Origin of the sequence: Bacteroides xylanisolvens XB1A (genome assembly GCF_000210075.1) — a bacterium.
GTDB classification, from domain to species: Bacteria; Bacteroidota; Bacteroidia; order Bacteroidales; family Bacteroidaceae; genus Bacteroides; species Bacteroides xylanisolvens.
This window is the reverse complement of sequence record NC_021017.1, coordinates 2,147,587-2,173,102: the sequence shown is the minus strand read 5'-3', so window position 1 is coordinate 2,173,102 and position 25,516 is coordinate 2,147,587. Positions and strand designations below refer to the sequence as shown.

Here is a 25,516-nt window from a genome sequence, read left to right as displayed (position 1 = left end):
TGAAATAATAAAGTAATAAATAATAATGGGAGCAAGAAAAAAAATATCGGCTGAAAAAAGAAAAGAAGCCCTTAAGACCATGTATTTTGCAAAATTGCAAAATGTTCCTACTTCTCCACGTAAGATGCGTCTGGTTGCAGACATGATCCGTGGTATGGAAGTGAACAGAGCACTTGGTGTTTTGAAATTTTCTTCAAAAGAAGCTGCTGCAAGAGTGGAAAAATTGCTTCGCTCTGCAATTGCTAACTGGGAACAGAAAAACGAACGTAAAGCAGAAAGTGGCGAATTGTTCGTAACACAGATTTTTGTTGATGGTGGAGCTACACTCAAAAGAATGAGACCGGCACCACAGGGTAGAGGTTATAGAATTCGCAAACGTTCAAATCACGTAACATTGTTCGTTGGTGCTAAAAGTAATAACGAAGATCAAAATTAAGGTAGATGGGACAAAAAGTTAATCCAATAAGCAACCGTTTAGGAATTATCAGAGGATGGGATTCTAACTGGTATGGTGGAAATGATTACGGTGATTCTTTGCTGGAAGATAGCAAAATCCGTAAATATCTTAATGCAAGACTTGCAAAAGCAAGTGTATCAAGAATCGTAATTGAACGTACGCTGAAGCTCGTTACTATTACTGTTTGCACTGCTCGCCCGGGTATTATTATCGGTAAAGGTGGCCAAGAAGTTGATAAGTTAAAAGAGGAGTTGAAGAAGGTTACCGACAAAGATATTCAAATCAATATCTTTGAAGTGAAGAGACCGGAACTGGATGCTGTGATTGTTGCTAACAACATCGCTCGCCAGGTTGAAGGTAAAATTGCCTATCGCCGTGCCATCAAGATGGCTATCGCAAACACAATGCGTATGGGTGCTGAAGGTATCAAAATTCAGATTTCAGGACGTTTGAATGGAGCTGAAATGGCTCGTTCTGAAATGTATAAAGAAGGAAGAACTCCGTTGCACACTTTCAGAGCTGATATCGACTACTGCCATGCAGAAGCATTGACTAAAGTAGGTCTTCTTGGTATCAAAGTTTGGATTTGTAGAGGTGAAGTGTTTGGTAAGAAAGAATTGGCTCCGAACTTTACACAAAGCAAAGAAAGTGGTCGTGGAAACAATAGTGGAAACAACGGCGGAAAGAACTTCAAAAGAAAGAAAAATAATCGCTAAACGAATTTGAATTTTAGGAAACTATGTTACAACCGAAAAAGACAAAATTCAGAAGACAACAAAAAGGCCGTCAGAAAGGTAATGCCCAGAGAGGCAACCAGCTGGCCTTTGGTTCTTTTGGCATAAAGGCTTTGGAGACTAAGTGGATTACAGGCCGTCAGATCGAAGCTGCTCGTATTGCAGTAACAAGATATATGCAACGTCAAGGACAGATCTGGATCCGTATATTCCCGGATAAACCGATCACTAGAAAACCTGCCGATGTACGTATGGGTAAAGGTAAAGGTGCTCCAGAGGGATTTGTGGCTCCTGTAACTCCAGGTAGAATCATTATTGAAGCTGAAGGAGTATCTTACGAAATCGCGAAAGAAGCATTGCGCTTAGCTGCTCAAAAGCTTCCTATTACAACGAAGTTTGTCGTAAGACGTGATTATGATATTCAAAATCAAAATGCGTAAGTGTTATGAAAATTGCAGAAATTAAAGAAATGACTACTAATGATTTAGTAGAAAGAGTAGAGGCGGAAACAGCTAATTATAACCAAATGGTTATTAATCATTCTATTTCTCCTTTGGAAAATCCTGCTCAAATCAAACAATTACGCAGGACTATTGCGCGTATGAAAACAGAATTGCGCGAAAGAGAACTTAACAATAAATGATCAGCTTGATGGAAGCAAGAAATTTAAGAAAAGAAAGAACAGGGGTTGTGTTGAGCAATAAGATGGACAAGACCATCACAGTTGCTGCCAAATTTAAGGAAAAACACCCTATATATGGTAAGTTCGTTAGCAAAACGAAGAAGTACCATGCTCACGATGAAAAGAATGAATGCAATATCGGTGATACTGTAAGCATCATGGAAACTCGTCCTTTGAGCAAGACTAAAAGATGGAGATTAGTAGAAATAATTGAAAGAGCTAAGTAATTATGATACAAGTAGAATCCAGACTTACAGTATGTGATAACAGTGGAGCGAAAGAGGCGTTGTGTATCCGCGTTTTGGGGGGGACAGGTCGTCGTTATGCTTCAGTGGGGGATGTCATTGTAGTTTCAGTGAAGAGCGTTATCCCTTCTAGTGATGTTAAAAAAGGTGCAGTATCAAAGGCTTTGATTGTACGTACAAAGAAAGAAATCCGTCGTCCTGATGGTTCTTATATACGTTTTGATGATAATGCTTGCGTGTTGTTGAATAATGCAGGTGAAATTAGAGGTAGTCGTATTTTCGGTCCTGTAGCAAGAGAACTTCGTGCTACAAACATGAAAGTTGTGTCACTTGCGCCTGAGGTACTTTAATTTGTAAAAGATTTAAGTAATGAGTAAATTACATATTAAAAAAGGCGATACAGTTTACGTAAATGCTGGTGAAGATAAGGGCAAAACTGGTCGTGTATTGAAGGTTCTTGTTAAAGAAGGACGTGCATTTGTTGAAGGTATCAATATGGTATCTAAAAGCACAAAGCCGAATGCAAAGAATCCACAAGGTGGTATTGTGAAGCAAGAAGCTTCTATCCACATTTCAAACTTGAACCCGGTTGATCCAAAAACTGGTAAAGCAACGCGTATTGGGAGAAAAAAGAGTTCGGAAGGAACTTTAGTGCGTTATTCTAAAAAATCAGGAGAGGAGATTAAGTAATGAGTAATACTGCTAGTCTTAAGAAAGAATATGCAGAGCGTATAGCACCTGCATTGAAATCACAGTTCCAGTATTCTTCTACAATGCAGATACCCGTACTTAAGAAGATTGTAATCAATCAGGGATTAGGTATGGCTGTTGCTGATAAGAAGATTATCGAAGTAGCAATCAATGAAATGACAGCTATTACAGGTCAAAAAGCTGTAGCTACCATTTCTCGTAAAGATATCGCAAACTTTAAGTTGCGTAAAAAAATGCCGATTGGTGTTATGGTAACTTTACGTCGTGAAAGAATGTACGAATTCCTTGAAAAATTGGTTCGTGTAGCTCTTCCTCGTATTCGTGACTTCAAAGGTATCGAAAGTAAGTTTGATGGTAAAGGTAACTATACCCTTGGTATTCAGGAACAAATCATTTTCCCTGAAATAAATATCGATAGTATTACAAGAATTCTCGGAATGAATATTACCTTTGTAACCTCTGCGGAAACAGATGAAGAAGGTTATGCTTTGCTGAAGGAATTCGGTTTACCTTTTAAAAACGCTAAAAAAGACTAATAGATATGGCAAAGGAATCAATGAAAGCACGTGAAGTAAAGCGTGCTAAATTAGTAGCCAAATACGCCGAGAAAAGAGCTGCTTTGAAGCAAATCGTAAGAACAGGTGATCCTGCTGATGCTTTCGAAGCTGCACAGAAGTTGCAAGAGTTGCCAAAGAATTCTAATCCAATTCGTATGCACAACCGTTGCAAACTGACTGGTCGTCCTAAAGGTTATATTCGTCAGTTCGGAATTTCGAGAATTCAATTCCGTGAGATGGCATCTAACGGACTGATCCCAGGCGTAAAAAAAGCAAGCTGGTAATTATTGTTTAAATATTGTCAGGGTAGTCCTGATTAATTTAATTTATTTTTATATGACTGATCCAATAGCAGATTATTTAACGAGGTTGCGGAACGCGATTGGTGCAAAGCACAGAGTTGTTGAAGTTCCCGCTTCGAATTTGAAAAAAGAAATCACTAAGATTCTTTTTGAAAAAGGCTACATCCTTAATTATAAGTTTGTAGAAGATGGTCCTCAAGGAACTATTAAGGTTGCCTTGAAGTATGATTCTGTTAACAAAGTTAACGCAATCAAAAAGTTAGAAAGAATATCTTCTCCGGGTATGCGTAAGTATACTGGTTACAAAGATATGCCGCGTGTTATTAATGGGCTGGGTATTGCTATAATATCTACTTCCAAAGGTGTAATGACTAACAAAGAGGCTGCAGAACTGAAAATCGGTGGTGAAGTCTTGTGTTATGTATATTAATTAGGAGGAATTAGAATGTCAAGAATAGGAAAATTACCCATTAGTATCCCTGCTGGAGTGACAATCACTCTGAAGGATAATGTGGTTACCGTAAAGGGACCCAAAGGCGAAATGAGCCAATATGTGAATCCTGCTATCAATGTTACTATTGAAGACGGACACGTAACTTTAACAGAAAACGATAAAGAAATGCTTGATAACCCGAAGCAGAAACATGCTTTCCACGGTTTGTATCGTTCATTGGTTCACAACATGGTTGTGGGCGTATCTGAAGGTTACAAGAAAGAACTGGAACTTGTAGGTGTAGGTTATCGTGCTTCAAACCAAGGTAACATCATTGAGCTGGCTTTAGGTTATACACACAATATTTTCATTCAATTACCTGCTGAGGTAAAAGTTGAAACGAAGTCTGAAAGAAATAAGAATCCTCTTATTATATTGGAATCGTGTGACAAACAATTGCTTGGTCAAGTTTGCTCTAAAATACGTTCTTTCCGTAAGCCTGAACCATACAAGGGTAAAGGTATTAAGTTTGTTGGCGAAGTAATTCGTAGAAAGTCTGGTAAATCAGCCGGCGCTAAGTAATTCATATAAAATTAGATTATTATGACAACAAAAATAGAAAGACGAGTTAAGATCAAATATAGAGTACGCAACAAAATTTCAGGTACTACTGAATGTCCGCGTATGAGTGTATTTAGAAGTAACAAGCAAATTTATGTCCAGATTATCGATGATCTTTCTGGTAAGACACTGGCTGCTGCTTCTTCTTTAGGTTTGACTGAGAAAGTCGCTAAAAAAGAACAAGCTGCTAAAGTTGGTGAAATGATTGCTAAAAAGGCTCAGGAAGCAGGTATAACTACTGTTGTTTTCGACCGTAATGGTTACTTGTATCATGGGAGAGTAAAAGAAGTAGCTGATGCTGCTCGTAACGGTGGACTTAAATTTTAATCATTATGGCAGGAGTTAATAATAGAGTTAAGATTACTAACGATATAGAACTGAAAGATAGATTAGTTGCTATTAATCGTGTTACTAAAGTTACCAAAGGTGGTAGAACTTTTAGTTTCTCTGCAATCGTTGTTGTAGGTAACGAAGAAGGTATCATTGGTTGGGGACTTGGTAAAGCAGGTGAAGTAACAGCTGCTATCGCTAAAGGTGTTGAGTCAGCTAAAAAGAACCTGGTGAAAGTACCTATTTTAAAAGGTACTGTTCCTCATGAACAATCAGCTAGATTTGGTGGTGCTGAAGTATTCATCAAACCTGCATCTCACGGAACCGGTGTTGTAGCTGGTGGTGCTATGCGTGCTGTATTGGAAAGTGTTGGTGTTACTGACGTTTTGGCTAAATCTAAAGGTTCTTCGAATCCGCATAATCTTGTTAAAGCTACAATTGAAGCTTTGAGTGAAATGCGTGATGCAAGAATGGTTGCTCAGAACAGAGGTATTAGTGTTGAAAAAGTATTTAGAGGATAAGGAGGAGATATGTCAACTATAAAGATTAAACAAGTTAAAAGTAGAATTGGTGCTCCAGCTGATCAGAAAAGAACTCTTGACGCACTGGGACTTCGTAAACTGAACCGTGTGGTTGAACACGAAAGCACTCCTTCAATTCTTGGAATGGTAGATAAAGTAAAACACTTGGTTGCCATTGTTAAGTAATTATTTGTTGAATAATAAAACGAAATTACAATATGAACTTAAGTAATTTAAAACCTGCTGAGGGATCTACTAAGACAAGAAAAAGAATTGGACGTGGTGCTGGTTCTGGCTTAGGTGGTACTTCTACAAGAGGTCATAAAGGAGCTAAATCAAGATCTGGATACTCTAAGAAAATCGGTTTTGAAGGTGGTCAGATGCCTCTTCAACGTCGAGTTCCTAAATTTGGTTTCAAGAATATTAATCGTGTTGAATATAAAGCTATCAACTTGGATACTATCCAGAAACTTGCTGAAGCTAAAAGCTTGGCAAAAGTTGGTGTAAACGACTTTATCGAAGCAGGATTTATTTCTTCAAATCAGTTGGTAAAAGTATTGGGTAACGGAACTCTGACTAACAAGCTGGAAGTAGAAGCTCATGCATTCTCTAAGACTGCAACTGCTGCTATTGAAGCTGCTGGTGGAACTGTAGTAAAACTCTGATTCAATGAGAAAAGCTATTGAAACATTAAAGAATATATGGAAGATTGAGGATCTGAGACAGCGGATCCTCATCACCATATTGTTCGTGGCAATTTACCGTTTCGGATCGTATGTCGTATTACCGGGTATCAATCCGGCGATGCTGGCAAAATTGCACGAACAAACAAGTGAAGGCCTTTTAGCCTTGTTAAATATGTTCTCTGGAGGAGCATTTTCTAATGCCTCTATTTTTGCATTAGGAATCATGCCTTATATCTCTGCATCTATCGTAATCCAGTTATTGGGAATCGCTGTACCGTATTTCCAGAAGTTGCAACGCGAAGGTGAGAGCGGCAGAAGAAAAATGAATCAATATACTCGTTACTTGACGATTGCTATATTGTTAGTTCAGGCCCCTTCTTATTTGCTCAATCTTAAAATGCAGGCTGGCCCTTCCTTAAATGCTTCATTAGATTGGACTCTGTTTATGGTTACCTCTACCATTATTTTGGCAGCAGGTAGTATGTTTATTTTGTGGCTTGGTGAAAGAATTACTGATAAAGGTATTGGTAACGGTATTTCATTTATCATCTTGATTGGTATTATCGCTCGTTTCCCTGATGCTTTGTTGCAAGAAGTTGTATCCAGAGTAGCAAATAAGAGCGGTGGTCTGATTATGTTTATAATTGAAATCGTATTCTTATTATTAGTGATTGGCGCTGCTATTCTTTTGGTGCAAGGTACAAGAAAGATTCCTGTACAGTATGCAAAAAGAATTGTTGGTAACAAGCAATATGGTGGTGCTAGACAGTATATCCCTTTAAAGGTGAATGCTGCCGGTGTTATGCCTATCATTTTTGCTCAGGCAATCATGTTTATTCCAATTACATTTATCGGCTTTTCAAATGTAAATGATGCAGGCGGTTTCTTGCATGCGTTTACAGATCATACAAGTTTCTGGTATAATTTTGTCTTTGCGGTAATGATTATATTATTTACGTATTTCTATACTGCAATTACAATTAATCCGACTCAGATGGCTGAGGATATGAAGAGAAATAATGGTTTCATCCCTGGTATTAAACCGGGAAAGAAAACAGCAGAGTATATTGATGATATAATGTCTCGTATCACTTTGCCGGGTTCTTTCTTCTTGGCTTTAGTTGCTATTATGCCTGCTTTTGCCGGTGTATTCGGAGTGCAAGCAGGATTCGCTCAATTCTTCGGCGGTACATCTTTGTTAATTCTTGTAGGTGTTGTTCTTGATACCCTGCAACAGGTTGAAAGTCATTTGTTGATGAGACACTATGATGGTCTGTTGAAATCTGGTCGTATTAAAGGACGCGCTGGTGTAGCGGCATATTAATTCTTTAGATTAGAAATGATATTTCTTAAAACAGAAGATGAAATAGAATTGCTCCGTCAGAGTAACCTGCTTGTTGGTAAAACTCTTGCAGAGGTTGCCAAACTGGTGAAGCCTGGTGTAACTACACGTGAGTTGGATAAAGTTGCTGAAGAGTTCATTAGAGATCATGGGGCAACTCCAACTTTCAAAGGATTTCCGAATCAATATGGAGAACCGTTTCCCGCATCTCTCTGTACTTCTGTCAATGAACAGGTGGTACATGGAATCCCAGGGGATATCGTACTGAAAGATGGTGATATCGTATCAGTGGATTGCGGAACTTACATGAATGGTTTCTGTGGTGATTCTGCTTATACTTTTTGTGTAGGAGAGGTAGACGAAGAGATTCGTAACTTGTTGAAGGTAACTAAAGAAGCGTTATATATTGGCATCCAGAACGCAGTGCAAGGTAAAAGAATTGGTGATATCGGATATGCTATTCAGCAATATTGTGAGTCTCATTCTTATGGTGTAGTGCGTGAGTTTGTTGGCCATGGCATCGGTAAAGAGATGCACGAAGATCCTCAGGTTCCTAACTATGGTAAAAGAGGATATGGACCATTGATGAAAAGAGGCCTTTGCATAGCGATAGAGCCGATGATAACATTGGGAGACCGACAAGTGATAATGGAAAGTGACGGATGGACTGTGAGGACCAGAGATCGTAAATGTGCTGCACATTTTGAGCATACGATAGCTGTTGGAGCTGGTGAAGCTGATATTTTGTCTTCATTCAAATTCATAGAAGAAGTTTTAGGAGATAAAGCAATATAATATGGCAAAGCAATCTGCAATAGAACAAGATGGAGTTATAGTTGAAGCATTGTCAAATGCAATGTTTCGTGTTGAATTAGAAAACGGACATGAGATTACCGCACATATTTCAGGCAAGATGAGGATGCATTACATCAAGATCCTGCCGGGAGATAAAGTGAGAGTCGAAATGTCTCCTTACGACTTATCGAAAGGAAGAATTGTGTTTAGATATAAATAAAATAAGATATGAAAGTAAGAGCATCATTAAAGAAACGCACGCCAGAATGTAAGATCGTTAGACGTAATGGCCGTTTGTATGTTATTAACAAGAAAAATCCTAAGTATAAACAACGTCAAGGATAATTTGTTATTTTTGCAAAAAAAATAATTTAGTATATGGCTATAAGAATAGTTGGTGTAGATTTACCTCAGAACAAAAGAGGTGAAATTGCGTTGACCTATGTATATGGAATAGGTCGCAGTAGTTCAGCAAAAATTTTAGATAAAGCTGGTGTAGATAAAGATCTGAAGGTTAAAGACTGGACAGATGATCAAGCTGCTAAGATTCGTGAGATTATCGGTGCAGAGTATAAAGTAGAAGGTGATCTTCGTTCTGAAATCCAATTGAACATTAAGCGATTAATGGATATTGGTTGCTATCGTGGTGTACGTCACCGTATTGGTCTGCCTGTTAGAGGTCAGAGCACTAAGAACAATGCACGTACTCGTAAGGGTAGAAAGAAAACCGTTGCTAATAAGAAAAAAGCTACTAAATAATAATTGTTGATATGGCAAAAAAAACAGTTGCAGCTAAAAAGAGAAATGTGAAAGTAGACGCTAATGGACAGTTGCATGTTCATTCATCTTTCAACAATATTATTGTTTCTCTTGCAAATAGTGAAGGGCAGATTATCTCTTGGTCATCTGCTGGTAAAATGGGATTTAGAGGTTCTAAAAAGAATACTCCTTATGCAGCTCAGATGGCTGCCCAGGATTGTGCAAAGATTGCATTCGATCTTGGCCTGAGAAAGGTAAAAGCATATGTGAAGGGTCCAGGTAACGGACGTGAGTCTGCTATTAGAACTATCCACGGTGCTGGTATCGAAGTTACTGAAATCATTGACGTGACTCCGCTTCCACATAATGGTTGTCGTCCTCCGAAAAGACGTAGAGTTTAATTTACCTTTAACTTACACAATGATCTTGATTTTGTTTTTGGATTACATTAATTTCTCTCTGTAATCGCGGCTGCAACAAATTGAGTTCATGAATAAACAATTAAATATTTAAAAGAAATGGCTAGATATACTGGACCAAAATCGAGAATCGCCCGTAAATTCGGTGAAGGAATCTTTGGAGCTGACAAAGTTTTGTCAAAGAAGAACTATCCTCCCGGACAACATGGTAATTCAAGAAAAAGAAAAACTTCTGAATACGGTGTGCAACTTCGTGAAAAACAGAAAGCTAAATACACCTATGGAGTTTTGGAAAAACAATTCCGCAATTTGTTTGAAAAAGCAGCTACTGCTAAAGGTATTACCGGTGAGGTACTTCTTCAATTGCTGGAAGGCCGTCTTGACAACGTAGTATTCCGTTTGGGTATTGCTCCTACACGTGCTGCTGCTCGTCAGTTGGTTAGTCACAAGCACATCACTGTAGATGGTGAAGTAGTAAACATTCCTTCATTTGCAGTAAAACCAGGACAATTGATTGGTGTTCGTGAAAGATCTAAGTCTTTGGAAGTAATTGCTAATTCTCTTGCAGGTTTCAATCACAGCAAGTATGCTTGGTTGGAATGGGACGAGGCTTCAAAGGTTGGTAAAATGTTGCACATACCTGAAAGAGCAGACATTCCTGAGAACATTAAAGAACATTTGATCGTTGAATTGTATTCTAAATAATAATTAATTTCATGGCGATATTAGCATTTCAAAAACCTGATAAAGTATTAATGTTGGAGGCGGACTCCAGATTCGGTAAATTCGAATTCCGTCCGTTGGAACCGGGTTTTGGTATTACTGTAGGTAATGCATTACGCCGTATCCTTCTTTCTTCATTAGAGGGTTTTGCTATCACTACTATCAGAATCGATGGTGTGGAGCATGAATTTTCTAGTGTACCTGGAGTAAAAGAGGATGTTACCAACATTATCTTGAATCTGAAACAAGTGAGATTCAAGCAAGTAGTTGAAGAGTTCGAGAGCGAAAAAGTGAGCATCACTGTCGAGAATTCCAGTGAATTTAAAGCAGGTGACATAGGTAAGTATTTGACTGGATTTGAAGTGTTAAATCCGGAATTAGTTATTTGTCATTTAGATTCTAAGTCAACTATGCAGATTGATATTACCATTAACAAAGGTCGTGGTTATGTACCTGCTGATGAAAATCGCGAGTATTGCACGGATGTTAATGTAATTCCAATCGACTCTATTTATACACCGATACGTAATGTCAAGTATGCTGTAGAAAACTTCCGTGTAGAACAGAAGACTGACTACGAAAAGCTAGTGCTTGAAATTAGTACCGACGGTTCTATACACCCGAAAGAAGCGCTGAAAGAAGCTGCAAAAATTCTGATTTATCACTTCATGTTGTTCTCTGACGAGAAGATCACGCTTGAAAGTAATGATACTGACGGCAATGAAGAGTTTGATGAAGAAGTATTGCACATGCGTCAGCTGTTGAAAACTAAACTCGTTGATATGGACTTGTCAGTTCGTGCCCTCAATTGCTTGAAGGCTGCTGACGTAGAAACTCTCGGCGACTTGGTACAATTCAACAAAACTGACCTACTGAAATTCAGAAACTTCGGAAAGAAATCGCTTACCGAGCTTGATGATTTGCTGGAAAGTCTGAATCTGTCGTTTGGAACCGACATTTCTAAATATAAATTAGATAAAGAATAAAAAATGAGACATAATAAAAAATTCAATCATTTAGGTCGTACTGCTTCTCATAGAAGCGCTATGTTATCTAACATGGCTTGCTCTTTGATCAAGCACAAAAGAATCACTACGACTGTTGCAAAGGCGAAAGCTTTGAAAAAGTTTGTTGAGCCTTTGATTACTAAGTCTAAAGAAGATACTACGAACTCTCGTCGTGTTGTATTTAGCAACTTGCAAGATAAGATTGCAGTAACAGAGTTGTTCAAAGAAATCTCTGTTAAGATTGCTGATCGTCCGGGTGGTTATACTCGTATTATCAAGACTGGTAACCGTTTGGGTGACAACGCAGAAATGTGCTTTATTGAGTTGGTTGACTACAATGAAAACATGGCTAAGGAAAAAGTTGCTAAGAAAGCTACTCGTACTCGTCGTTCGAAAAAAGCTGCTGAAGCTGCTCCTGCTGCTGTTGAAGCTCCTGCAACTGAAGCTCCTAAGGCTGAAGAACCAAAAGCTGAATCGGCTGAATAATTTTACAGTTATTCTTATAGATATAAAAAAGGCTACCTTCGAAGGTAGCCTTTTTTGTTTGTCTGCCGTTTATTAATACTAAGATACATTAAAATATATCCTAATTAAACTTTTCATAGAGAGAATCTGTTATATTTGCAGGTGAATATGGCAAAATTTGTAAAGGTAATATTGTTTCTGTTGCTGACAGTTGCTTTTCATAGCATAGCAGGCAATGTCTCTACCGAAAGAATGGTGGATAAGCAGGGGTGTGATATTACATATGCTATGGGGCAGCGTGGGGAAATCTGTGCACCCGATCTTCCGGGTAAGCCTGTGGCTGAATTGACCAATTTGCAGAGCCATCAAATATCTGTGACACGTATTCAACGTGTACAGCTTGGAGAATATTTCTTTTCTTTAAAGAATGCGCTACAAGGTTGTGCTGATCGTGAGAGCTCACTATCACAACACTGGGGGCGGATTTATGATACAACAACTTCCTATTATTGCCAGCCATCGAGTGAATACTATGTATACACCTTGAGGCGTATAATTATTTAGCAGTATATTTATTGGTATTGTTTATTTTGTGGTTACTGGTATCTTCTGTATACTGGTGATACTACTTCTTTTTATCTTTATATTTTTACTAATAAATTAAACTTTAAATATTATGGCAACTACTCAAACGATTGATGCTACTATATTCGCATCTACACACCCCGATATCGCTAAACGCATAAGTGTTTCAGGAGTTTTAATCTCTTCTGTTATGTTATTGATTGGTATTTTAGCTTTTGCTTCAACATTCGAATTGGATGACAAGTCTTCTACAACCAGTATGGCTTTGATGGTTTTGGGGACAGGTTTATTCCTTATCGGAATTTTCCGTCTTTTCTGGAAATCAAAGGAGGTTGTTTATTTACCAACAAAAAGTGTGGCTAAAGAGCATAGTGTATTCTTTGATTTGAAGCATATGGATGCTTTGAAAAATCTTGTAAATTCGGGTTCATTCTCCGCTGATTCGAAAATAAAAAGCGAGGCTAGTGGTAATATACGTATGGATGTGATACTTTCTGCTGATAAAAAGTTTGCAGCTGTACAGTTATTCCAATTTGTACCTTACACGTATCAGCCAATAACATCGGTGCAGTATTTCACTAATGAAAAAGCTTCTGCGATAGTCGCTTTTTTGTCGAAAAGTAAAATACAATAAGTATATATCTATAACACCTGTTTGACTTTGTTTTTTCCGACACATTAAAACTATGCAGTTTGAAACTTTATATTGAGTTTGCTGCTACTAAATAAAACAGGTTTTAGATGTTACTGTAAAAGATAACTTTGATTTTCATACGAAGATGGGGATTAGTCGTTAATGACGGCGATCCCCATTTTTTTCATTAAGAAGCAGGCGTTCATGTTTTGAGCAACTCCGTTTCTCATTTGATATGAGAAGGTGAGTTCATTGTTGGTAATGTCGGCTTCGAAACAGTAATTTCGGATATTTTGTGGGAAGGACTCTATTAAAGTCCCTAATAACAAGTCATGGGTGGCGATGATACCGTTGGCGTTCATGTGCATGAATTGTTTGATAAGGGCGAAAGAGCCTTTCTGTTTGTCCATGGAGTTGGTGCCTTTCAGTATTTCATCAAGGATGATGAAAAGCTCTTCCCCGGCTTCAAGTTTGTCTATGATTAATTTAAGTCGCTTGAGTTCTGCAAAGAAATAAGATTCGTTGTCAGCTAGGGAATCACTGGTTCGAAGGCTGGTAACGAGACGGGCCGGATATATTTTCATTTGCTTTGCCCAAACGGGAGCTCCTATACATGCCAGTAGATAGTTTACTCCTACAGTACGTAAATAAGTACTCTTGCCTGCCATATTGGCGCCTGTGATTATAATAAAGAAAGGACGTTTTTCAATGTCTATTCCGTTACGCACACATTGGTTGCGATCCATTAGGGGATGCCCCAAGGCTTCAGCTTGTAGGTGGAAAGATTGAGCAGCGATAGTGGGGTAAATATAATCCGGATGGTTATATGCGAATGTTGCCAGGGAACAATAGGCATCTATTTCTCCGATTGTTTCTATCCATCGGGGTAGGTCGGATGCATGAATCTCTTTCCACTTCTCGATTCGCATCACCTGTCGTAGCTCCCAAAATATCAGTCCGTTGAGTATAGTACTCATGAGCAGATTGCTTCGTTGATCGAGTGCGTTCATCAGTTTAGAAAGCTGGCGGACTGCTTGAGAAGCGGTTTGATTTTGACTTGTAAGGTCCGCTTTTAACTCTTGTAGTATATGACTGTGCATTTCTTTTTGTTCAGTGAGCAGAATTTGGTCAGCGTATGTCGAAAGAATCTGCAGCTTTTCTCCGTAGGTTGTTTGCAGTTTAGTGATTCCTTTAGAGAAAATAGTACTGAATAATACAAAGCAGACAAATACTCCTCCTGCGATGTTAGCCGAGATAATACCTGAAATGGCTAGACTTATACATAAGAAATTAATGACGGTAACCGCTATTGGGAGGATACGCAAGAGCGTACGTTTTCGATAATAACTCGGACTGGTTGCCCATTCTTTGATTTCGGTGGTATCGGCAGGTTTTCCTTTATAGAGTAATCCGAGTAAGCGGATTTGTTGGCGATATTCCAAATCGGTGGAGAGTTCCCGGATGGCTTCCTGGCGGTGGTCAATAGCTGCTTTATTTTCCAGATGTGCATTGAACCAATTTGCGAGATGTTGCTTGCCGATAGGGGTTGCGGTGCGGTTGATATATTGGAAAAGAGAGTGCTCGCCAAATACATCCAGATCAAGAGTGTAGAGGTGAGACGGGTTAATGAATTCTTTTCCATCGTCAAAATCGGAAAAATCATATTGCATGGCACGTAGTTCCTGCTCGTTGATTTCTATTTTCTTTTTCAGAAAGTCTTTCCGGTAGAACCAGAAATTATGGCGTTTTACTAACCAAATGAATAAGATAAAGGGTAGGACAGCGAATGCAGAGAGGCATAGCCAACCGTCAGACCAAAAAATAATGGCATTTGCTACGGCTCCTACGAATAAGATAAGTCGAAGAAGACTTATATAATAGATACGTTTTCGTGCATTCTGTAACTCCAGTTCTGTTTTCTGAATGATTTGCTGATATGTGGTAATGATCTGTTCTAGTTTTTCCATGACAAATTTAAATCTTTTGCGCAAAGGTAATATAATTCATAACGGTCGGGATAGGAGCTTGTTTTTGTCAAGAGTAGATTTACTGTTTATTAACGGAAGTAGGAAGATGTGTGGGCTTGGATTATAACTCGTCTTGATAATGTTATTGTTAGCTGGAAGAAATTTTCAATATTTCTTTTCTCATTCTTGCATTTATCCGCTAAAATTTATAACTTTCCACTCGAAAAGGCGTTAGACAGGAAAGGAGGATGCTTATGAAGAAAGGATGTATCTTATGTTTGCTGATAAGCGTGATTAGCCTTCCGTTAATTGCGCAGAATATTATTTATTCCAACCTGAAAGAGTTGCTGACTCAACATGGCGATACCACTGCTGTGTTGCGTGTAGAAAAACGTTCCAGAAATCAGATTGTATTAACAGGAGGGGCTGATTACCGGATAACGGCCGGTGATGACGAGTCGATGTGCCGGCGTTTGAAGAAGCGTTGTTTTGCTGTGCGTGACGAAAAAGGAAATTTATATTTGAACTGTCGTAAGTTGCGCTATAAGAAATTGCGTTTTGGAGCATGGTATGCTCCTGCCGTTCAGTTAGGCAAAAACATCTATTTTTGTGCGATGCCTTTAGGATCAGTCATCGGAGGCAACTTTGTGGAAGAAGATGATGTAAAACTAGGAGGAAATATAGGCGATGCTCTTGCCGCTTCAAGTCTGGTTACAAAACGTGTTTGCTATGAATTGAATGGTGAAACGGGAAAAGTCGACTTTCTGGGGAAAGATAGAATGCTGCAATTATTGAAGAATTATCCGGAACTGAAACAAGCATATTTGAAAGATGATAGTCAGGAGGCAAAGCATACTTTTAAATATCTGTTAGAGTTGCAGAATAAACAAAAGAAATAATTCCATTAATTGCGGTTGGTATCGTATAAAAAGCCCTATCAATAATACAATCATCTATATAATGATATTATTGAGATGCGGGTTACGCTAGTTATACAAATTCCACCGATTTCATAGCGTTGATTTTAGAAAGGGCTGCTATTTGCTTTACTAAAGATTCTCTTTTATTTTAATGAAAGGTTTTTTACCAACGATCCTTCCATTCATTTTAATGAAAAGTCTATTTTTAGCTTTAGTGAAGCTCCGCCATTCGTTTTAATGATAGTTTTGCTATTTACCGTAATGCCCCCTGCTATCTACTTTAATGAAAGGTCTATCTATCTGTTTTGACAAAACGGTTTGTATTCGTGCCTGTATAAAAGCATAAGAGAGTTTTGACATCGCTTGTGTCTTGTTCTTCTATCAAACTGTAAATGTAATAATACCTTTCTGATAATAAATCTGTCAAATCTCTTGTCTTTTATCTTCTTTTTTTCTATCTTGCGAAGAGTTATAAGACTGTATTGCTTACAGTTTGTAATCCTTAATTCTGTTTATTATGAGAATAACTCTTGGCAACACACTACCTCCTTATCCGGATTTTGTAGAAGGTATCCGGAGAGCTCCCGACCGTGGTTATACACTTACCCCGGCGCAGACAATCACTGCATTAAAAAACGCTTTGCGTTATATTCCTACCGAGTGGCACGAACAATTGGCTCCTGAATTGATGGAAGAGCTACGCACTCGCGGGCGGATTTACGGATACCGTTTCCGTCCTGCCGGCGACTTGAAAGCCAAACCGATTGATGAATATCGGGGACAATGCATTGAAGGCAAAGCTTTTCAGGTAATGATTGACAATAACCTTTGCTTCGATATAGCATTATATCCCTACGAACTAGTCACTTACGGTGAAACCGGACAAGTCTGTCAAAACTGGATGCAATATCGGCTGATAAAACAATACCTCGAAGAACTTACCCAAGAACAGACGCTGGTTATTGAGTCCGGACATCCATTAGGGCTTTTCCGCTCCCGTCCCGATGCTCCCCGCGTTATAATAACCAATTCGATGATGATCGGGCAATTCGACAATCAACATGATTGGCATATTGCTGCCCAGATGGGAGTTGCCAATTACGGGCAAATGACCGCTGGCGGCTGGATGTATATCGGTCCTCAAGGAATTGTGCATGGCACTTTCAATACCCTCCTCAATGCCGGGCGATTGAAACTGGGGATTCCCCAAGATCAGGATCTGCGGGGACATTTATTTGTATCTTCCGGCTTGGGAGGAATGAGCGGCGCACAACCCAAAGCGGCGGAGATAGCAGGAGCAGTCTCCATCATAGCCGAAGTAGATAGTTCGCGTATTGAAACCCGCCACCGCCAGGGATGGGTGGGACACGTGACTGCGGATATAGCCGAAGCATACCGGATGGCATCTCAAGCAATGCAACGTCGTGAACCCTGCTCGATAGCCTATCACGGCAATGTCGTAGATCTGCTCGAATATGCCGAACGCGAAAGAATTCCTATTGAATTATTATCCGATCAAACCTCCTGTCATGCCGTTTACGAAGGCGGTTACTGCCCTGTCGGACTAACTTTTGAAGAACGCACACGCCTTCTTCACGAATCTCCGGAACAATTCCGTCACTTGGTAGATATATCCTTGCATCGTCATTTCGAAGTTATTAAGAAACTCGTAGCCCGCGGAACTTATTTCTTTGATTATGGAAACTCCTTCATGAAAGCTATATACGATGCCGGAGTAAAAGAAATTTCCCGTAATGGTGTTGATGAAAAGGACGGATTTATCTGGCCAAGCTATGTTGAAGATATTATGGGACCCCAACTCTTTGATTATGGCTACGGTCCGTTCAGATGGGTTTGCTTGAGTGGCAAACACGAAGATCTGATAAAAACAGACCACGCAGCTATGGAATGTATCGACGTCAATCGGCGCGGTCAGGATCTTGACAATTACAACTGGATACGGGATGCCGAAAAGAATCAGCTCGTGGTGGGTACACAGGCACGTATTCTGTATCAGGATGCAGTTGGGAGAATGAACATAGCCCTCCGTTTCAATGAGATGGTCCGCCGGGGCGAAGTAGGTCCTATCATGCTGGGACGAGACCATCACGATGTAAGCGGAACGGATTCTCCTTTCCGGGAGACATCGAATATCAAAGACGGAAGCAATGTGATGGCAGATATGGCTGTGCAATGTTTTGCCGGAAATTGTGCCCGCGGAATGAGCCTGGTAGCTTTGCACAATGGTGGGGGAGTCGGTATTGGCAAAGCAGTCAATGGCGGCTTCGGTATGGTATGCGACGGTAGCGAACGGGTAGATGAAATACTTCGTTCGGCAATGCTCTGGGATGTGATGGGCGGAGTAGCCCGTCGCTCATGGGCGCGTAATCCGCATGCGATGGAGACAAGCGAAGCATTTAATGACTCCCATGCAAGAGACTATCAGATAACAATGCCGTATGTAGCAGACGAAGAACTTATAAAGAAGATAGTCCCATATATTGTGGGAAAATAGTATCACATATTATGGGAATTTATTCTCTTAATATGAGAGAATAAATTCCCATAATATATGGACTGTTTAAACATATAGCTGTTTAGTATAAACCATGCGGTGATTCGGTATGAAACTCGTGTGAACCGTGCTTGATTATATAAGGACTATTGGGCAAGAGCACTTGTTTAATGTAAAACATATAGTTATCCAGTTGAATATAACCTCTATAATAGTAGATATTTGATATGAGTTGGAATAAAATTATTGAATGCGTCCCCAATTTTAGCGAGGGACGTGATTTAGAGAAAATAGATCAGATAGTAGCCCCTTTCCGTATTAAGGCCGGAGTAAAACTGCTTGATTACAGTAATGATGAAGACCATAACCGTTTGGTTGTAACCCTTGTCGGCGAGCCGGAAGCTCTGTACGAAGCAATCGTTGAAGCCGTCGGTGTGGCTGTCCGTTTGATAGACCTGAATCAGCATACCGGGCAACATCCCCGTATGGGAGCAGTCGATGTCATCCCTTTCATCCCGATTAAGAATACCAGCATGGAAGAAGCCATCGAACTATCCAAGAAAGTAGCCGCAAAAGTAGCCGAGATCTATCATCTTCCTGTCTTCCTGTATGAGAAGTCCGCAACTGCGCCGCATCGGGAGAATCTCGCTTCCGTCCGTAAAGGAGAATTTGAAGGCATGGCCGAAAAAATCAAACTACCCGAATGGCAACCAGATTTCGGACCTGCCGAACGTCATCCAACCGCAGGTACAGTCGCCATCGGAGCTCGTATGCCGCTTGTAGCCTATAATATCAATCTTAGTACGGACAATCTGGAAATAGCTACCAAGATAGCAAAGAATATCCGCCATATCAACGGAGGGCTCCGTTATGTGAAAGCAATGGGAGTGGAGCTAAAGGAGAGAAACATCACCCAGGTATCCATAAACATGACCGACTATACCCGTACTGCTCTTTACCGCGCCTTCGAACTGGTACGTATCGAAGCTCGCCGCTATGGTGTTACGATTGTCGGTAGTGAAATCATTGGCCTCGTACCGATGGAAGCCCTGATTGATACAGCTTCCTACTATCTCGGACTCGAAAACTTTTCCATGCAGCAAGTCTTGGAAGCCCGTATCATGGAATAGCCGGTAAAGAAATATGTTAGCGAATATTCAATCCAAATCAGAACGGATGTTTACAGGGGAACCTGCCCTGATAAAAAACAACGGATCAAGAAGCAGGATGAATGAAACAAGAATAAACCAAGATAATTCGGATAATTTATGAGTGAAAACCTAATCATATTCAATGCCCGTATTGTAACTCCCATCGGCTTTTCCGCCCGTAAAGGCGAAGAAATGTCCCAACTGCAAGTCATAGAGAACGGAACCGTGGAAGTCACCAAAGGAGTCATCACCTACGTTGGTGAAAACCGTGGCGAAGACCGCGACGGTTACTATCAACACTACTGGCATTATAATGCTCGCGGACACTGCCTCTTGCCCGGCTTCGTCGATTCCCATACCCATTTCGTGTTTGGCGGAGAACGTTCCGAAGAATTCTCCTGGCGTCTGAACGGCGAAAGCTATATGTCGATTATGGAGCGGGGAGGCGGAATTGCAAGCACCGTAAAAGCCACCCGGCAAATGAACCTCCTGAAACTTCGTTCAGCAGCTGAAGGCTTTCTGAAAAGAATGAGCACAATGGGCGTAACCACCGTAGAAGGTAAAAGCGGCTACGGACTGGATCGGGAAACCGAACTATTACAGCTAAAGGTAATGCGCAGCCTGAACAACACCGAGCATAAACGTGTCGATATAGTCTCCACCTTTCTCGGTGCCCATGCCCTTCCCGAAGAATATGCAGGAAGAAGCGACGAATACATCGACTTCCTGATTCGTGAAATGCTTCCCCTTGTCCGTGACAGCGAACTGGCAGAATGTTGTGATGTCTTTTGCGAACAAGGCGTTTTCTCTATCGAACAGTCCCGCCGCCTGCTTCAGGCAGCCAAGGAACACGGCTTTCTGTTGAAACTCCACGCTGACGAAATCGTCTCCCTCGGTGGAGCTGAACTGGCAGCCGAACTGGGAGCACTGTCTGCCGATCACCTCCTGCACGCTTCCGATGCCGGCATCCGTGCAATGGCCGATGCCGGAGTAGTAGCCACCCTGTTACCTTTGACAGCTTTTGCTCTGAAAGAACCCTACGCACGCGGTCGTGAAATGATTGACTCCGGCTGTGCGGTAGCACTTGCCACCGACCTGAATCCCGGCAGTTGTTTCTCCGGTTCTATCCCGCTGACCATTGCTCTGGCCTGCATCTATATGAAAATGAGCATCGAAGAAACCATCACCGCCCTGACCCTGAACGGAGCTGCCGCCCTTCAGCGAGCCAACCGGATTGGAAGCATCGAAGTAGGCAAACAAGGCGATTTTATCGTCCTCAATTCCAACAACTATCATATTCTACCTTATTATATAGGCATGAACTGTGTAATCATGACTATTAAAGGTGGCATGTTATATCCCGTCGCTTAATAGTTGACCAACTCATTCATTAATCACTTAAAACAAAATACCATGTTAGCAGATTTAACCGTAAAAGATTTCTTAGATAAAGTAGCTTGCAGCGATCCTGTACCCGGTGGAGGTAGTATTGCCGCTTTGGATGGAGCACTGGCTTCCGCCCTTTCCACAATGGTAGCACGGCTCACCGTAGGAAAAAAGGGATACGAAGCCAGTGAAGAAGTAATGCAGCACGCACAAACTATCACCCTCCGTCTGCTGGACGAATTTATTGCACTTATCGATAAAGATTCCGCTGCCTACAACGAAGTCTTTGCCTGCTTCAAACTTCCTAAAACAACCGACGAAGAGAAAGCCGCGCGAAGTGCCGCCATTCAGGAAGCAACCAAACAAGCCGCCCTCGTTCCGTTGGAAGTAGCCCGCAAAGCCCTGGATATGATGTCCGTCATAGCAGATGTTGCCCGCTTGGGCAACCGCAATGCCGTCACAGATGCCTGTGTAGCCATGATGGCCGCCCGTTCTGCCGTATTGGGAGCCTTGCTGAACGTCCGTATCAACCTCGGTTCGCTCAAAGACAGAGATTTTGTCTTCCAACTGCAAACCGAAGCCGATACAATCGAGCAAACCGCCTGCTGGAGAGAAAAAGAATTGTTGGATGCCGTAAATCAAGACTTGCGCGTATGAGTAAGAATGTATATCATATCGGTTCCGGAGCATTGACCTTCGAAATCATCGAACGAATTATCAACGAAAACCTAAAACTGGAACTAGCTCCCGAAGCCAAGTTGCGCATCCAGAAATGTCGTGACTATCTCGACCACAAAATAGCTTCTTCCGAAGAACCGCTGTACGGTATAACAACCGGTTTCGGCTCTTTATGTACCAAAAATATATCTCCCGACGAACTCGGTACGCTTCAGGAGAACCTGATAAAAAGCCATGCTTGCAGCGTAGGCGAAGAAATCCGCCCCGTCATCATCAAACTGATGATGCTTCTCAAAGCCCACGCCCTCTCATTGGGACATAGCGGCGTACAAGTAATCACCGTGCAGCGCATCCTCGACTTCTTCAACAATGACGTCATGCCTATCGTCTATGACCGTGGCTCCCTTGGAGCCTCCGGCGACCTTGCTCCGCTCGCCAATCTTTTCCTCCCCCTGATTGGTGTCGGCGATGTCTACTATAAAGGGAAAAAGTGCGAAGCCATCAGCGTACTTGACGAATTCGGCTGGGAACCCGTCAAACTAATGAGTAAAGAAGGACTGGCCCTGCTCAACGGCACCCAATTTATGAGCGCCAACGGTGTATTCGCTATGCTCAAAGCCTTCCGCCTCTCAAAAAAAGCCGACCTCATAGCCGCCCTTTCCCTCGAAGCCTTTGATGGTCGTATCGACCCGTTTATGGACTGCATCCAGCAAATCCGCCCCCATCAGGGACAAATCGAGACAGGCGAAGCCTTCCGCAAACTACTGGCCGGTAGCGAACTTATCGAACGTCACAAAGAACACGTTCAAGATCCCTATTCCTTCCGCTGCATCCCGCAGGTACACGGTGCCACGAAAGACGCCATCCGCTACGTTGCCTCCGTATTGCTGACTGAAATCAATTCCGTCACGGACAACCCCACCATCTTCCCCGATGAAGACCGGATCATCTCCGGCGGAAACTTCCACGGGCAACCGCTTGCCATCTCTTATGACTTCCTTGCCATCGCTTTGGCCGAATTGGGAAATATCTCCGAACGCCGTGTCTCCCAACTGATTATGGGACTCCGCGGACTACCTGAATTCCTGGTTGCCAACCCCGGTCTGAACTCCGGCTTCATGATTCCGCAATATGCCGCCGCTTCGATGGTCAGCCAGAATAAAATGTACTGCTATGCGGCTTCGAGCGACTCCATCGTCTCCTCCAACGGACAGGAAGACCACGTAAGCATGGGCGCCAACGCCGCTACCAAACTTTATAAAGTGATGGACAACCTGGAACATATCCTTGCCATCGAACTGATGAATGCTGCACAAGGCATTGACTTCCGTCGTCCGCTGAAAACTTCTCCCGTTCTTGAACGTTTCCTTCATGCCTATCGGAAAGAAGTGCCTTTTGTGAAAGATGATATCGTGATGTACAAGGAGATACATAAAACAGTCGCCTTCCTGAAGAGGACACAAATTGACTATTGACCATAAACCAACCCTTTTTCGCTTTTCGTTAATAATGGTGACTGTTGTTGCCGGGTAAGTGTTGATTCTATCGACATTTATCCGGCATTGGTCGATTATAATCCCTCTGCCGGCGATAAAACTTTACTTCGTATTCCCCTCATTCCTACCTTTGCCCTATGTTTGTTCCGTATTTCCTATTAACACTTGTTTTCATTTTACTCTATTGAATGATAATAATTCCCAAATGCATTATAAATAGAAGGAAACTTGATTTGTTAATTGAGTTTTCTATATATCTTTGTTCCGTTTTTCCTTTGGAAATGAAAAGAAAACGAAAACTGCATTTTAATAAAATAGAAAAACGGATGATGGCAGAGCATGGAAAAGACGCTTCCCAACGGGTAGAGTTAAGAGAACGGATCATAACGGCAGCAACAGAAGCTTTTACTTCAAAAGGCATCAAGAGTATTACGATGGACGACATTGCAGCAGCATTAGGAATATCCAAACGTACCCTCTATGAAGTCTTTTCGGATAAAGAATCGTTGTTGAAAGAATGTATACTGAAGGCACAGGCCGACAGAGATAAGTACTTACAGAAAATCTTTGAACAGTCGCATAATGTGTTAGAGGTAATACTTGCAGTCTTTCAGAAAAGTATTGAGGTGTTCCATCAGACGAATAAACGCTTTTTTGAAGACATCAAGAAATATCCGAAGGTATATGAGATGATGAAGAACCGGCAGGACAGCGATTCGCAGAAAACGATGTCCTTCTTCAAGACGGGAGTAGAGCAGGGCATCTTTCGTCCGGATGTGAACTTCGCTATCGTTAATTTGCTGGTACGAGAGCAGTTTGACGTACTTCTGAATACGGATATCTGCAATGAATATCCTTTTATTGAAGTGTACGAATCCATCATGTTTACTTATATACGCGGCATCTCCACCGAAAAAGGAGCAAAGGTACTGGAAGACTTTATACAAGAATATCGTAAGAACCGCATCGCAGATTAGAGCAAAAGTGAGGTTTTATTGACAAACAAGTAAGATTAAATTAGAAATTCAGTTTATGAACAAGATGAAAAGATTGGCAGGTAAGAAGATTCTTCTGGTAGCTGTGGCACTCTGTGCATTTGGTTTTGCAAAGGCGCAGGACACACAGGCGGAGAAGAATATACTAACCTTAACCTTAGACAAAGCCCTGGAAATTGCATTGGATGAGAATCCGACAATAAAAGTGGCAGAAGAAGAAGTTGCATTAAAGAAAGTTGCCAGTAAAGAAGCCTGGCAAAGTCTGTTGCCGGAGGCTAGTATTGCCGGTTCAGTAGACCATACCATTAAAGCGGCTGAAATGAAATTGAACGATAACGTGTTCAAGATGGGGCAAGACGGTTCGAACACCGTTAATGCGGGGTTGAGTATTAATCTGCCACTCTTTGTGCCGGGCGTTTATCGTGCCATGTCGATGACAAAGACGGATATTGAACTGGCAGTAGAGAAGTCACGCGCTTCCAAACTGGATCTCGTGAATCAGGTGAGCAAGGCTTATTATCAGTTGATGCTTGCGCAGGACAGCTATGAAGTGCTTCAAGGCAGTTATAAACTGGCAGAAGATAACTACAATGTGGTGAATGCCAAATATCAGCAGGGAACTGTGAGCGAATATGACAAGATCAGTGCGGAAGTGCAGATGCGCAGTATTAAACCGAACTTGATTTCGGCAGCTAATGCGGTGACTTTGGCTAAGTTGCAGTTGAAAGTCCTGATGGGGATCACAGCCGATGTGGAGATAAAGATTAACGATAGTCTGACCAACTATGAGACGGCCATGTTTGCCAACCAGTTGAGAGAAGAAAATGTAAATCTGGACAACAATACCACCATGAAGCAGTTGGACTTGAACATGAAGTTGCTTGAAAAGAACGTAAAGTCTTTAAAGACAAACTTTATGCCGACTCTTTCAATGAGTTTCTCCTACCAATATCAATCACTGTATAATCCGAATATCAATTTTTTCAATTACAACTGGAGTAACAGTTCCAGCCTGATGTTCAATCTTAGTATACCTTTATATAAGGCAAGTAACTTTACGAAAGTGAAATCCGCCCGTATACAGATGCGCCAGCTCGATTGGAACCGTATCGATACGGAAAGACAATTGAATATGCAGATTGTCAGTTGTCGCAATAACATGAGTGCCAGCACAGAGCAGGTAGTCAGTAACAAGGAAAATGTGATGCAGGCAAAGAAAGCGGTAGTGATTGCCGAAAAACGTTATGATGTAGGTAAGGGGACGGTGCTCGAACTGAACAGCTCCCAAGTGTCGCTGACACAGGCACAACTCACCTATAATCAGTCCATATACGATTACCTGGTTGCTAAGGCAGACCTCGATCAGGTTCTGGGAAAAGAATAAAGATAGACAACTAAAA

35 protein-coding genes are annotated in these 25,516 nt (G+C 41.2%); 34 read left to right on the top strand and 1 reads right to left on the bottom strand.

Translation table 11 applies throughout. The features are described from left to right. Positions 1-25: 25 nt before the first annotated feature. The 26 genes from rplV to BXY_RS08780 all read left to right on the top strand — a co-directional run bounded on the left by rplV (position 26) and on the right by BXY_RS08780 (position 13,008). Positions 26-436 (top strand): 50S ribosomal protein L22, encoded by a 411-nt coding sequence (gene rplV, locus BXY_RS08905; RefSeq protein WP_004296344.1) that lies wholly within the window; start codon positions 26-28, stop codon positions 434-436. Positions 437-441: 5 nt separating this feature from the next. Continuing rightward, on the top strand, positions 442-1,173 hold the full coding sequence (rpsC, locus tag BXY_RS08900) for a 30S ribosomal protein S3 (RefSeq protein ID WP_004296343.1): 732 nt from the start codon (positions 442-444) through the stop codon (positions 1,171-1,173). Positions 1,174-1,196: 23 nt separating this feature from the next. Next, positions 1,197-1,631: a 50S ribosomal protein L16 gene (gene rplP / locus BXY_RS08895; protein ID WP_004291234.1), complete on the top strand. Its 435-nt coding sequence runs from the start codon at positions 1,197-1,199 to the stop codon at positions 1,629-1,631. Between the two features lie 5 nt (positions 1,632-1,636). Further along, the gene (gene rpmC, locus BXY_RS08890; protein WP_004296342.1) at positions 1,637-1,834 is read left to right on the top strand and encodes a 50S ribosomal protein L29; all 198 of its coding nucleotides are present in this window, start codon (positions 1,637-1,639) and stop codon (positions 1,832-1,834) included. Further along, entirely contained in the window at positions 1,831-2,100 is a 270-nt protein-coding gene (gene rpsQ, locus BXY_RS08885) for a 30S ribosomal protein S17 (RefSeq protein WP_004296341.1), read from the top strand. Before rpmC ends, rpsQ begins: the two co-directional genes overlap by 4 nt. 2 nt (positions 2,101-2,102) lie before the next feature. Then, the gene (rplN, locus tag BXY_RS08880; RefSeq protein WP_004296340.1) at positions 2,103-2,468 is read left to right on the top strand and encodes a 50S ribosomal protein L14; all 366 of its coding nucleotides are present in this window, start codon (positions 2,103-2,105) and stop codon (positions 2,466-2,468) included. A gap of 19 nt (positions 2,469-2,487) precedes the next feature. Further along, on the top strand, positions 2,488-2,808 hold the full coding sequence (gene rplX / locus BXY_RS08875) for a 50S ribosomal protein L24 (protein WP_004296339.1): 321 nt from the start codon (positions 2,488-2,490) through the stop codon (positions 2,806-2,808). Continuing rightward, positions 2,808-3,365: a 50S ribosomal protein L5 gene (rplE, locus tag BXY_RS08870; protein WP_004310886.1), complete on the top strand. Its 558-nt coding sequence runs from the start codon at positions 2,808-2,810 to the stop codon at positions 3,363-3,365. The genes rplX and rplE overlap by 1 nt, the downstream gene beginning before the upstream one ends. Positions 3,366-3,370: 5 nt before the next feature. Continuing rightward, a complete protein-coding gene (gene rpsN, locus BXY_RS08865) occupies positions 3,371-3,670 on the top strand; it encodes a 30S ribosomal protein S14 (RefSeq protein ID WP_004310885.1) in 300 nt (99 codons plus the stop codon). Positions 3,671-3,722: 52 nt separating this feature from the next. Beyond that, the gene (gene rpsH / locus BXY_RS08860) at positions 3,723-4,118 is read left to right on the top strand and encodes a 30S ribosomal protein S8 (protein WP_004296336.1); all 396 of its coding nucleotides are present in this window, start codon (positions 3,723-3,725) and stop codon (positions 4,116-4,118) included. A 15-nt stretch (positions 4,119-4,133) separates the two neighbouring features. Next, positions 4,134-4,703, top strand: a complete 570-nt coding sequence (gene rplF / locus BXY_RS08855) for a 50S ribosomal protein L6 (protein WP_004310884.1) — start codon at positions 4,134-4,136, stop codon at positions 4,701-4,703. A gap of 21 nt (positions 4,704-4,724) precedes the next feature. Then, positions 4,725-5,069 (top strand): 50S ribosomal protein L18, encoded by a 345-nt coding sequence (rplR, locus tag BXY_RS08850; protein WP_004310883.1) that lies wholly within the window; start codon positions 4,725-4,727, stop codon positions 5,067-5,069. Between the two features lie 5 nt (positions 5,070-5,074). After that, the gene (rpsE, locus tag BXY_RS08845) at positions 5,075-5,593 is read left to right on the top strand and encodes a 30S ribosomal protein S5 (RefSeq protein WP_004296333.1); all 519 of its coding nucleotides are present in this window, start codon (positions 5,075-5,077) and stop codon (positions 5,591-5,593) included. Between the two features lie 9 nt (positions 5,594-5,602). Then, positions 5,603-5,779 carry a 50S ribosomal protein L30 gene (rpmD, locus tag BXY_RS08840; RefSeq protein WP_004296332.1) on the top strand — a complete coding sequence of 59 codons (177 nt, stop codon included), beginning with the start codon at positions 5,603-5,605 and terminating at the stop codon, positions 5,777-5,779. 32 nt (positions 5,780-5,811) lie between these two features. Next, positions 5,812-6,258 (top strand): 50S ribosomal protein L15, encoded by a 447-nt coding sequence (gene rplO, locus BXY_RS08835; protein ID WP_008023042.1) that lies wholly within the window; start codon positions 5,812-5,814, stop codon positions 6,256-6,258. 4 nt (positions 6,259-6,262) lie between these two features. Then, entirely contained in the window at positions 6,263-7,603 is a 1,341-nt protein-coding gene (secY, locus tag BXY_RS08830; protein ID WP_004310881.1) for a preprotein translocase subunit SecY, read from the top strand. 15 nt (positions 7,604-7,618) lie between these two features. Continuing rightward, positions 7,619-8,416, top strand: coding sequence for a type I methionyl aminopeptidase (gene map / locus BXY_RS08825; protein WP_008023041.1), 798 nt, complete (start codon positions 7,619-7,621; stop codon positions 8,414-8,416). A 1-nt stretch (position 8,417) separates the two neighbouring features. Further along, the gene (infA, locus tag BXY_RS08820) at positions 8,418-8,636 is read left to right on the top strand and encodes a translation initiation factor IF-1 (protein WP_002558052.1); all 219 of its coding nucleotides are present in this window, start codon (positions 8,418-8,420) and stop codon (positions 8,634-8,636) included. An 8-nt stretch (positions 8,637-8,644) separates the two neighbouring features. Beyond that, positions 8,645-8,761 carry a type B 50S ribosomal protein L36 gene (gene ykgO, locus BXY_RS08815; RefSeq protein WP_002558051.1) on the top strand — a complete coding sequence of 39 codons (117 nt, stop codon included), beginning with the start codon at positions 8,645-8,647 and terminating at the stop codon, positions 8,759-8,761. 33 nt (positions 8,762-8,794) lie between these two features. Beyond that, positions 8,795-9,175: a 30S ribosomal protein S13 gene (gene rpsM, locus BXY_RS08810; protein ID WP_004296328.1), complete on the top strand. Its 381-nt coding sequence runs from the start codon at positions 8,795-8,797 to the stop codon at positions 9,173-9,175. A gap of 11 nt (positions 9,176-9,186) precedes the next feature. Continuing rightward, positions 9,187-9,576: a 30S ribosomal protein S11 gene (gene rpsK / locus BXY_RS08805; protein WP_004296327.1), complete on the top strand. Its 390-nt coding sequence runs from the start codon at positions 9,187-9,189 to the stop codon at positions 9,574-9,576. Between the two features lie 117 nt (positions 9,577-9,693). Then, entirely contained in the window at positions 9,694-10,299 is a 606-nt protein-coding gene (gene rpsD / locus BXY_RS08800) for a 30S ribosomal protein S4 (protein WP_004296326.1), read from the top strand. Positions 10,300-10,310: 11 nt separating this feature from the next. Continuing rightward, positions 10,311-11,303, top strand: coding sequence for a DNA-directed RNA polymerase subunit alpha (locus BXY_RS08795; RefSeq protein ID WP_004296325.1), 993 nt, complete (start codon positions 10,311-10,313; stop codon positions 11,301-11,303). Between the two features lie 3 nt (positions 11,304-11,306). Next, positions 11,307-11,810, top strand: coding sequence for a 50S ribosomal protein L17 (gene rplQ / locus BXY_RS08790; protein WP_004313458.1), 504 nt, complete (start codon positions 11,307-11,309; stop codon positions 11,808-11,810). Between the two features lie 147 nt (positions 11,811-11,957). After that, positions 11,958-12,353, top strand: a complete 396-nt coding sequence (locus BXY_RS08785; RefSeq protein WP_004313459.1) for a hypothetical protein — start codon at positions 11,958-11,960, stop codon at positions 12,351-12,353. Between the two features lie 112 nt (positions 12,354-12,465). Next, on the top strand, positions 12,466-13,008 hold the full coding sequence (locus BXY_RS08780; RefSeq protein ID WP_004313460.1) for a hypothetical protein: 543 nt from the start codon (positions 12,466-12,468) through the stop codon (positions 13,006-13,008). Positions 13,009-13,160: 152 nt separating this feature from the next. Here BXY_RS08780 and BXY_RS08775 read toward each other — a convergent pair whose 3' ends face one another. Beyond that, positions 13,161-14,975: a MutS family DNA mismatch repair protein gene (locus BXY_RS08775; protein WP_015531720.1), complete on the bottom strand. Its 1,815-nt coding sequence runs from the start codon at positions 14,973-14,975 to the stop codon at positions 13,161-13,163. Between the two features lie 254 nt (positions 14,976-15,229). Between BXY_RS08775 and BXY_RS08770 the strand changes: the two genes are divergently transcribed. The 8 genes from BXY_RS08770 to BXY_RS08735 all read left to right on the top strand — a co-directional run bounded on the left by BXY_RS08770 (position 15,230) and on the right by BXY_RS08735 (position 25,500). Then, complete coding sequence (locus BXY_RS08770; RefSeq protein ID WP_004313462.1) at positions 15,230-15,874, top strand: DUF6563 family protein; 645 nt, start codon at positions 15,230-15,232, stop codon at positions 15,872-15,874. Positions 15,875-16,412: 538 nt separating this feature from the next. Further along, positions 16,413-18,410: a urocanate hydratase gene (locus tag BXY_RS08765; RefSeq protein ID WP_015531719.1), complete on the top strand. Its 1,998-nt coding sequence runs from the start codon at positions 16,413-16,415 to the stop codon at positions 18,408-18,410. 227 nt (positions 18,411-18,637) lie between these two features. Continuing rightward, complete coding sequence (gene ftcD / locus BXY_RS08760) at positions 18,638-19,540, top strand: glutamate formimidoyltransferase (protein ID WP_015531718.1); 903 nt, start codon at positions 18,638-18,640, stop codon at positions 19,538-19,540. Positions 19,541-19,678: 138 nt separating this feature from the next. Next, on the top strand, positions 19,679-20,932 hold the full coding sequence (gene hutI, locus BXY_RS08755) for an imidazolonepropionase (protein WP_015531717.1): 1,254 nt from the start codon (positions 19,679-19,681) through the stop codon (positions 20,930-20,932). Between the two features lie 42 nt (positions 20,933-20,974). After that, positions 20,975-21,604 (top strand): cyclodeaminase/cyclohydrolase family protein, encoded by a 630-nt coding sequence (locus tag BXY_RS08750; protein WP_009040606.1) that lies wholly within the window; start codon positions 20,975-20,977, stop codon positions 21,602-21,604. Beyond that, a complete protein-coding gene (gene hutH, locus BXY_RS08745; RefSeq protein ID WP_004313467.1) occupies positions 21,601-23,100 on the top strand; it encodes a histidine ammonia-lyase in 1,500 nt (499 codons plus the stop codon). The genes BXY_RS08750 and hutH overlap by 4 nt, the downstream gene beginning before the upstream one ends. A 347-nt stretch (positions 23,101-23,447) precedes the next feature. After that, a complete protein-coding gene (locus BXY_RS08740) occupies positions 23,448-24,098 on the top strand; it encodes a TetR/AcrR family transcriptional regulator (RefSeq protein WP_008023025.1) in 651 nt (216 codons plus the stop codon). 55 nt (positions 24,099-24,153) lie between these two features. Further along, positions 24,154-25,500, top strand: a complete 1,347-nt coding sequence (locus BXY_RS08735; RefSeq protein ID WP_004313469.1) for a TolC family protein — start codon at positions 24,154-24,156, stop codon at positions 25,498-25,500. Positions 25,501-25,516: the final 16 nt, after the last annotated feature.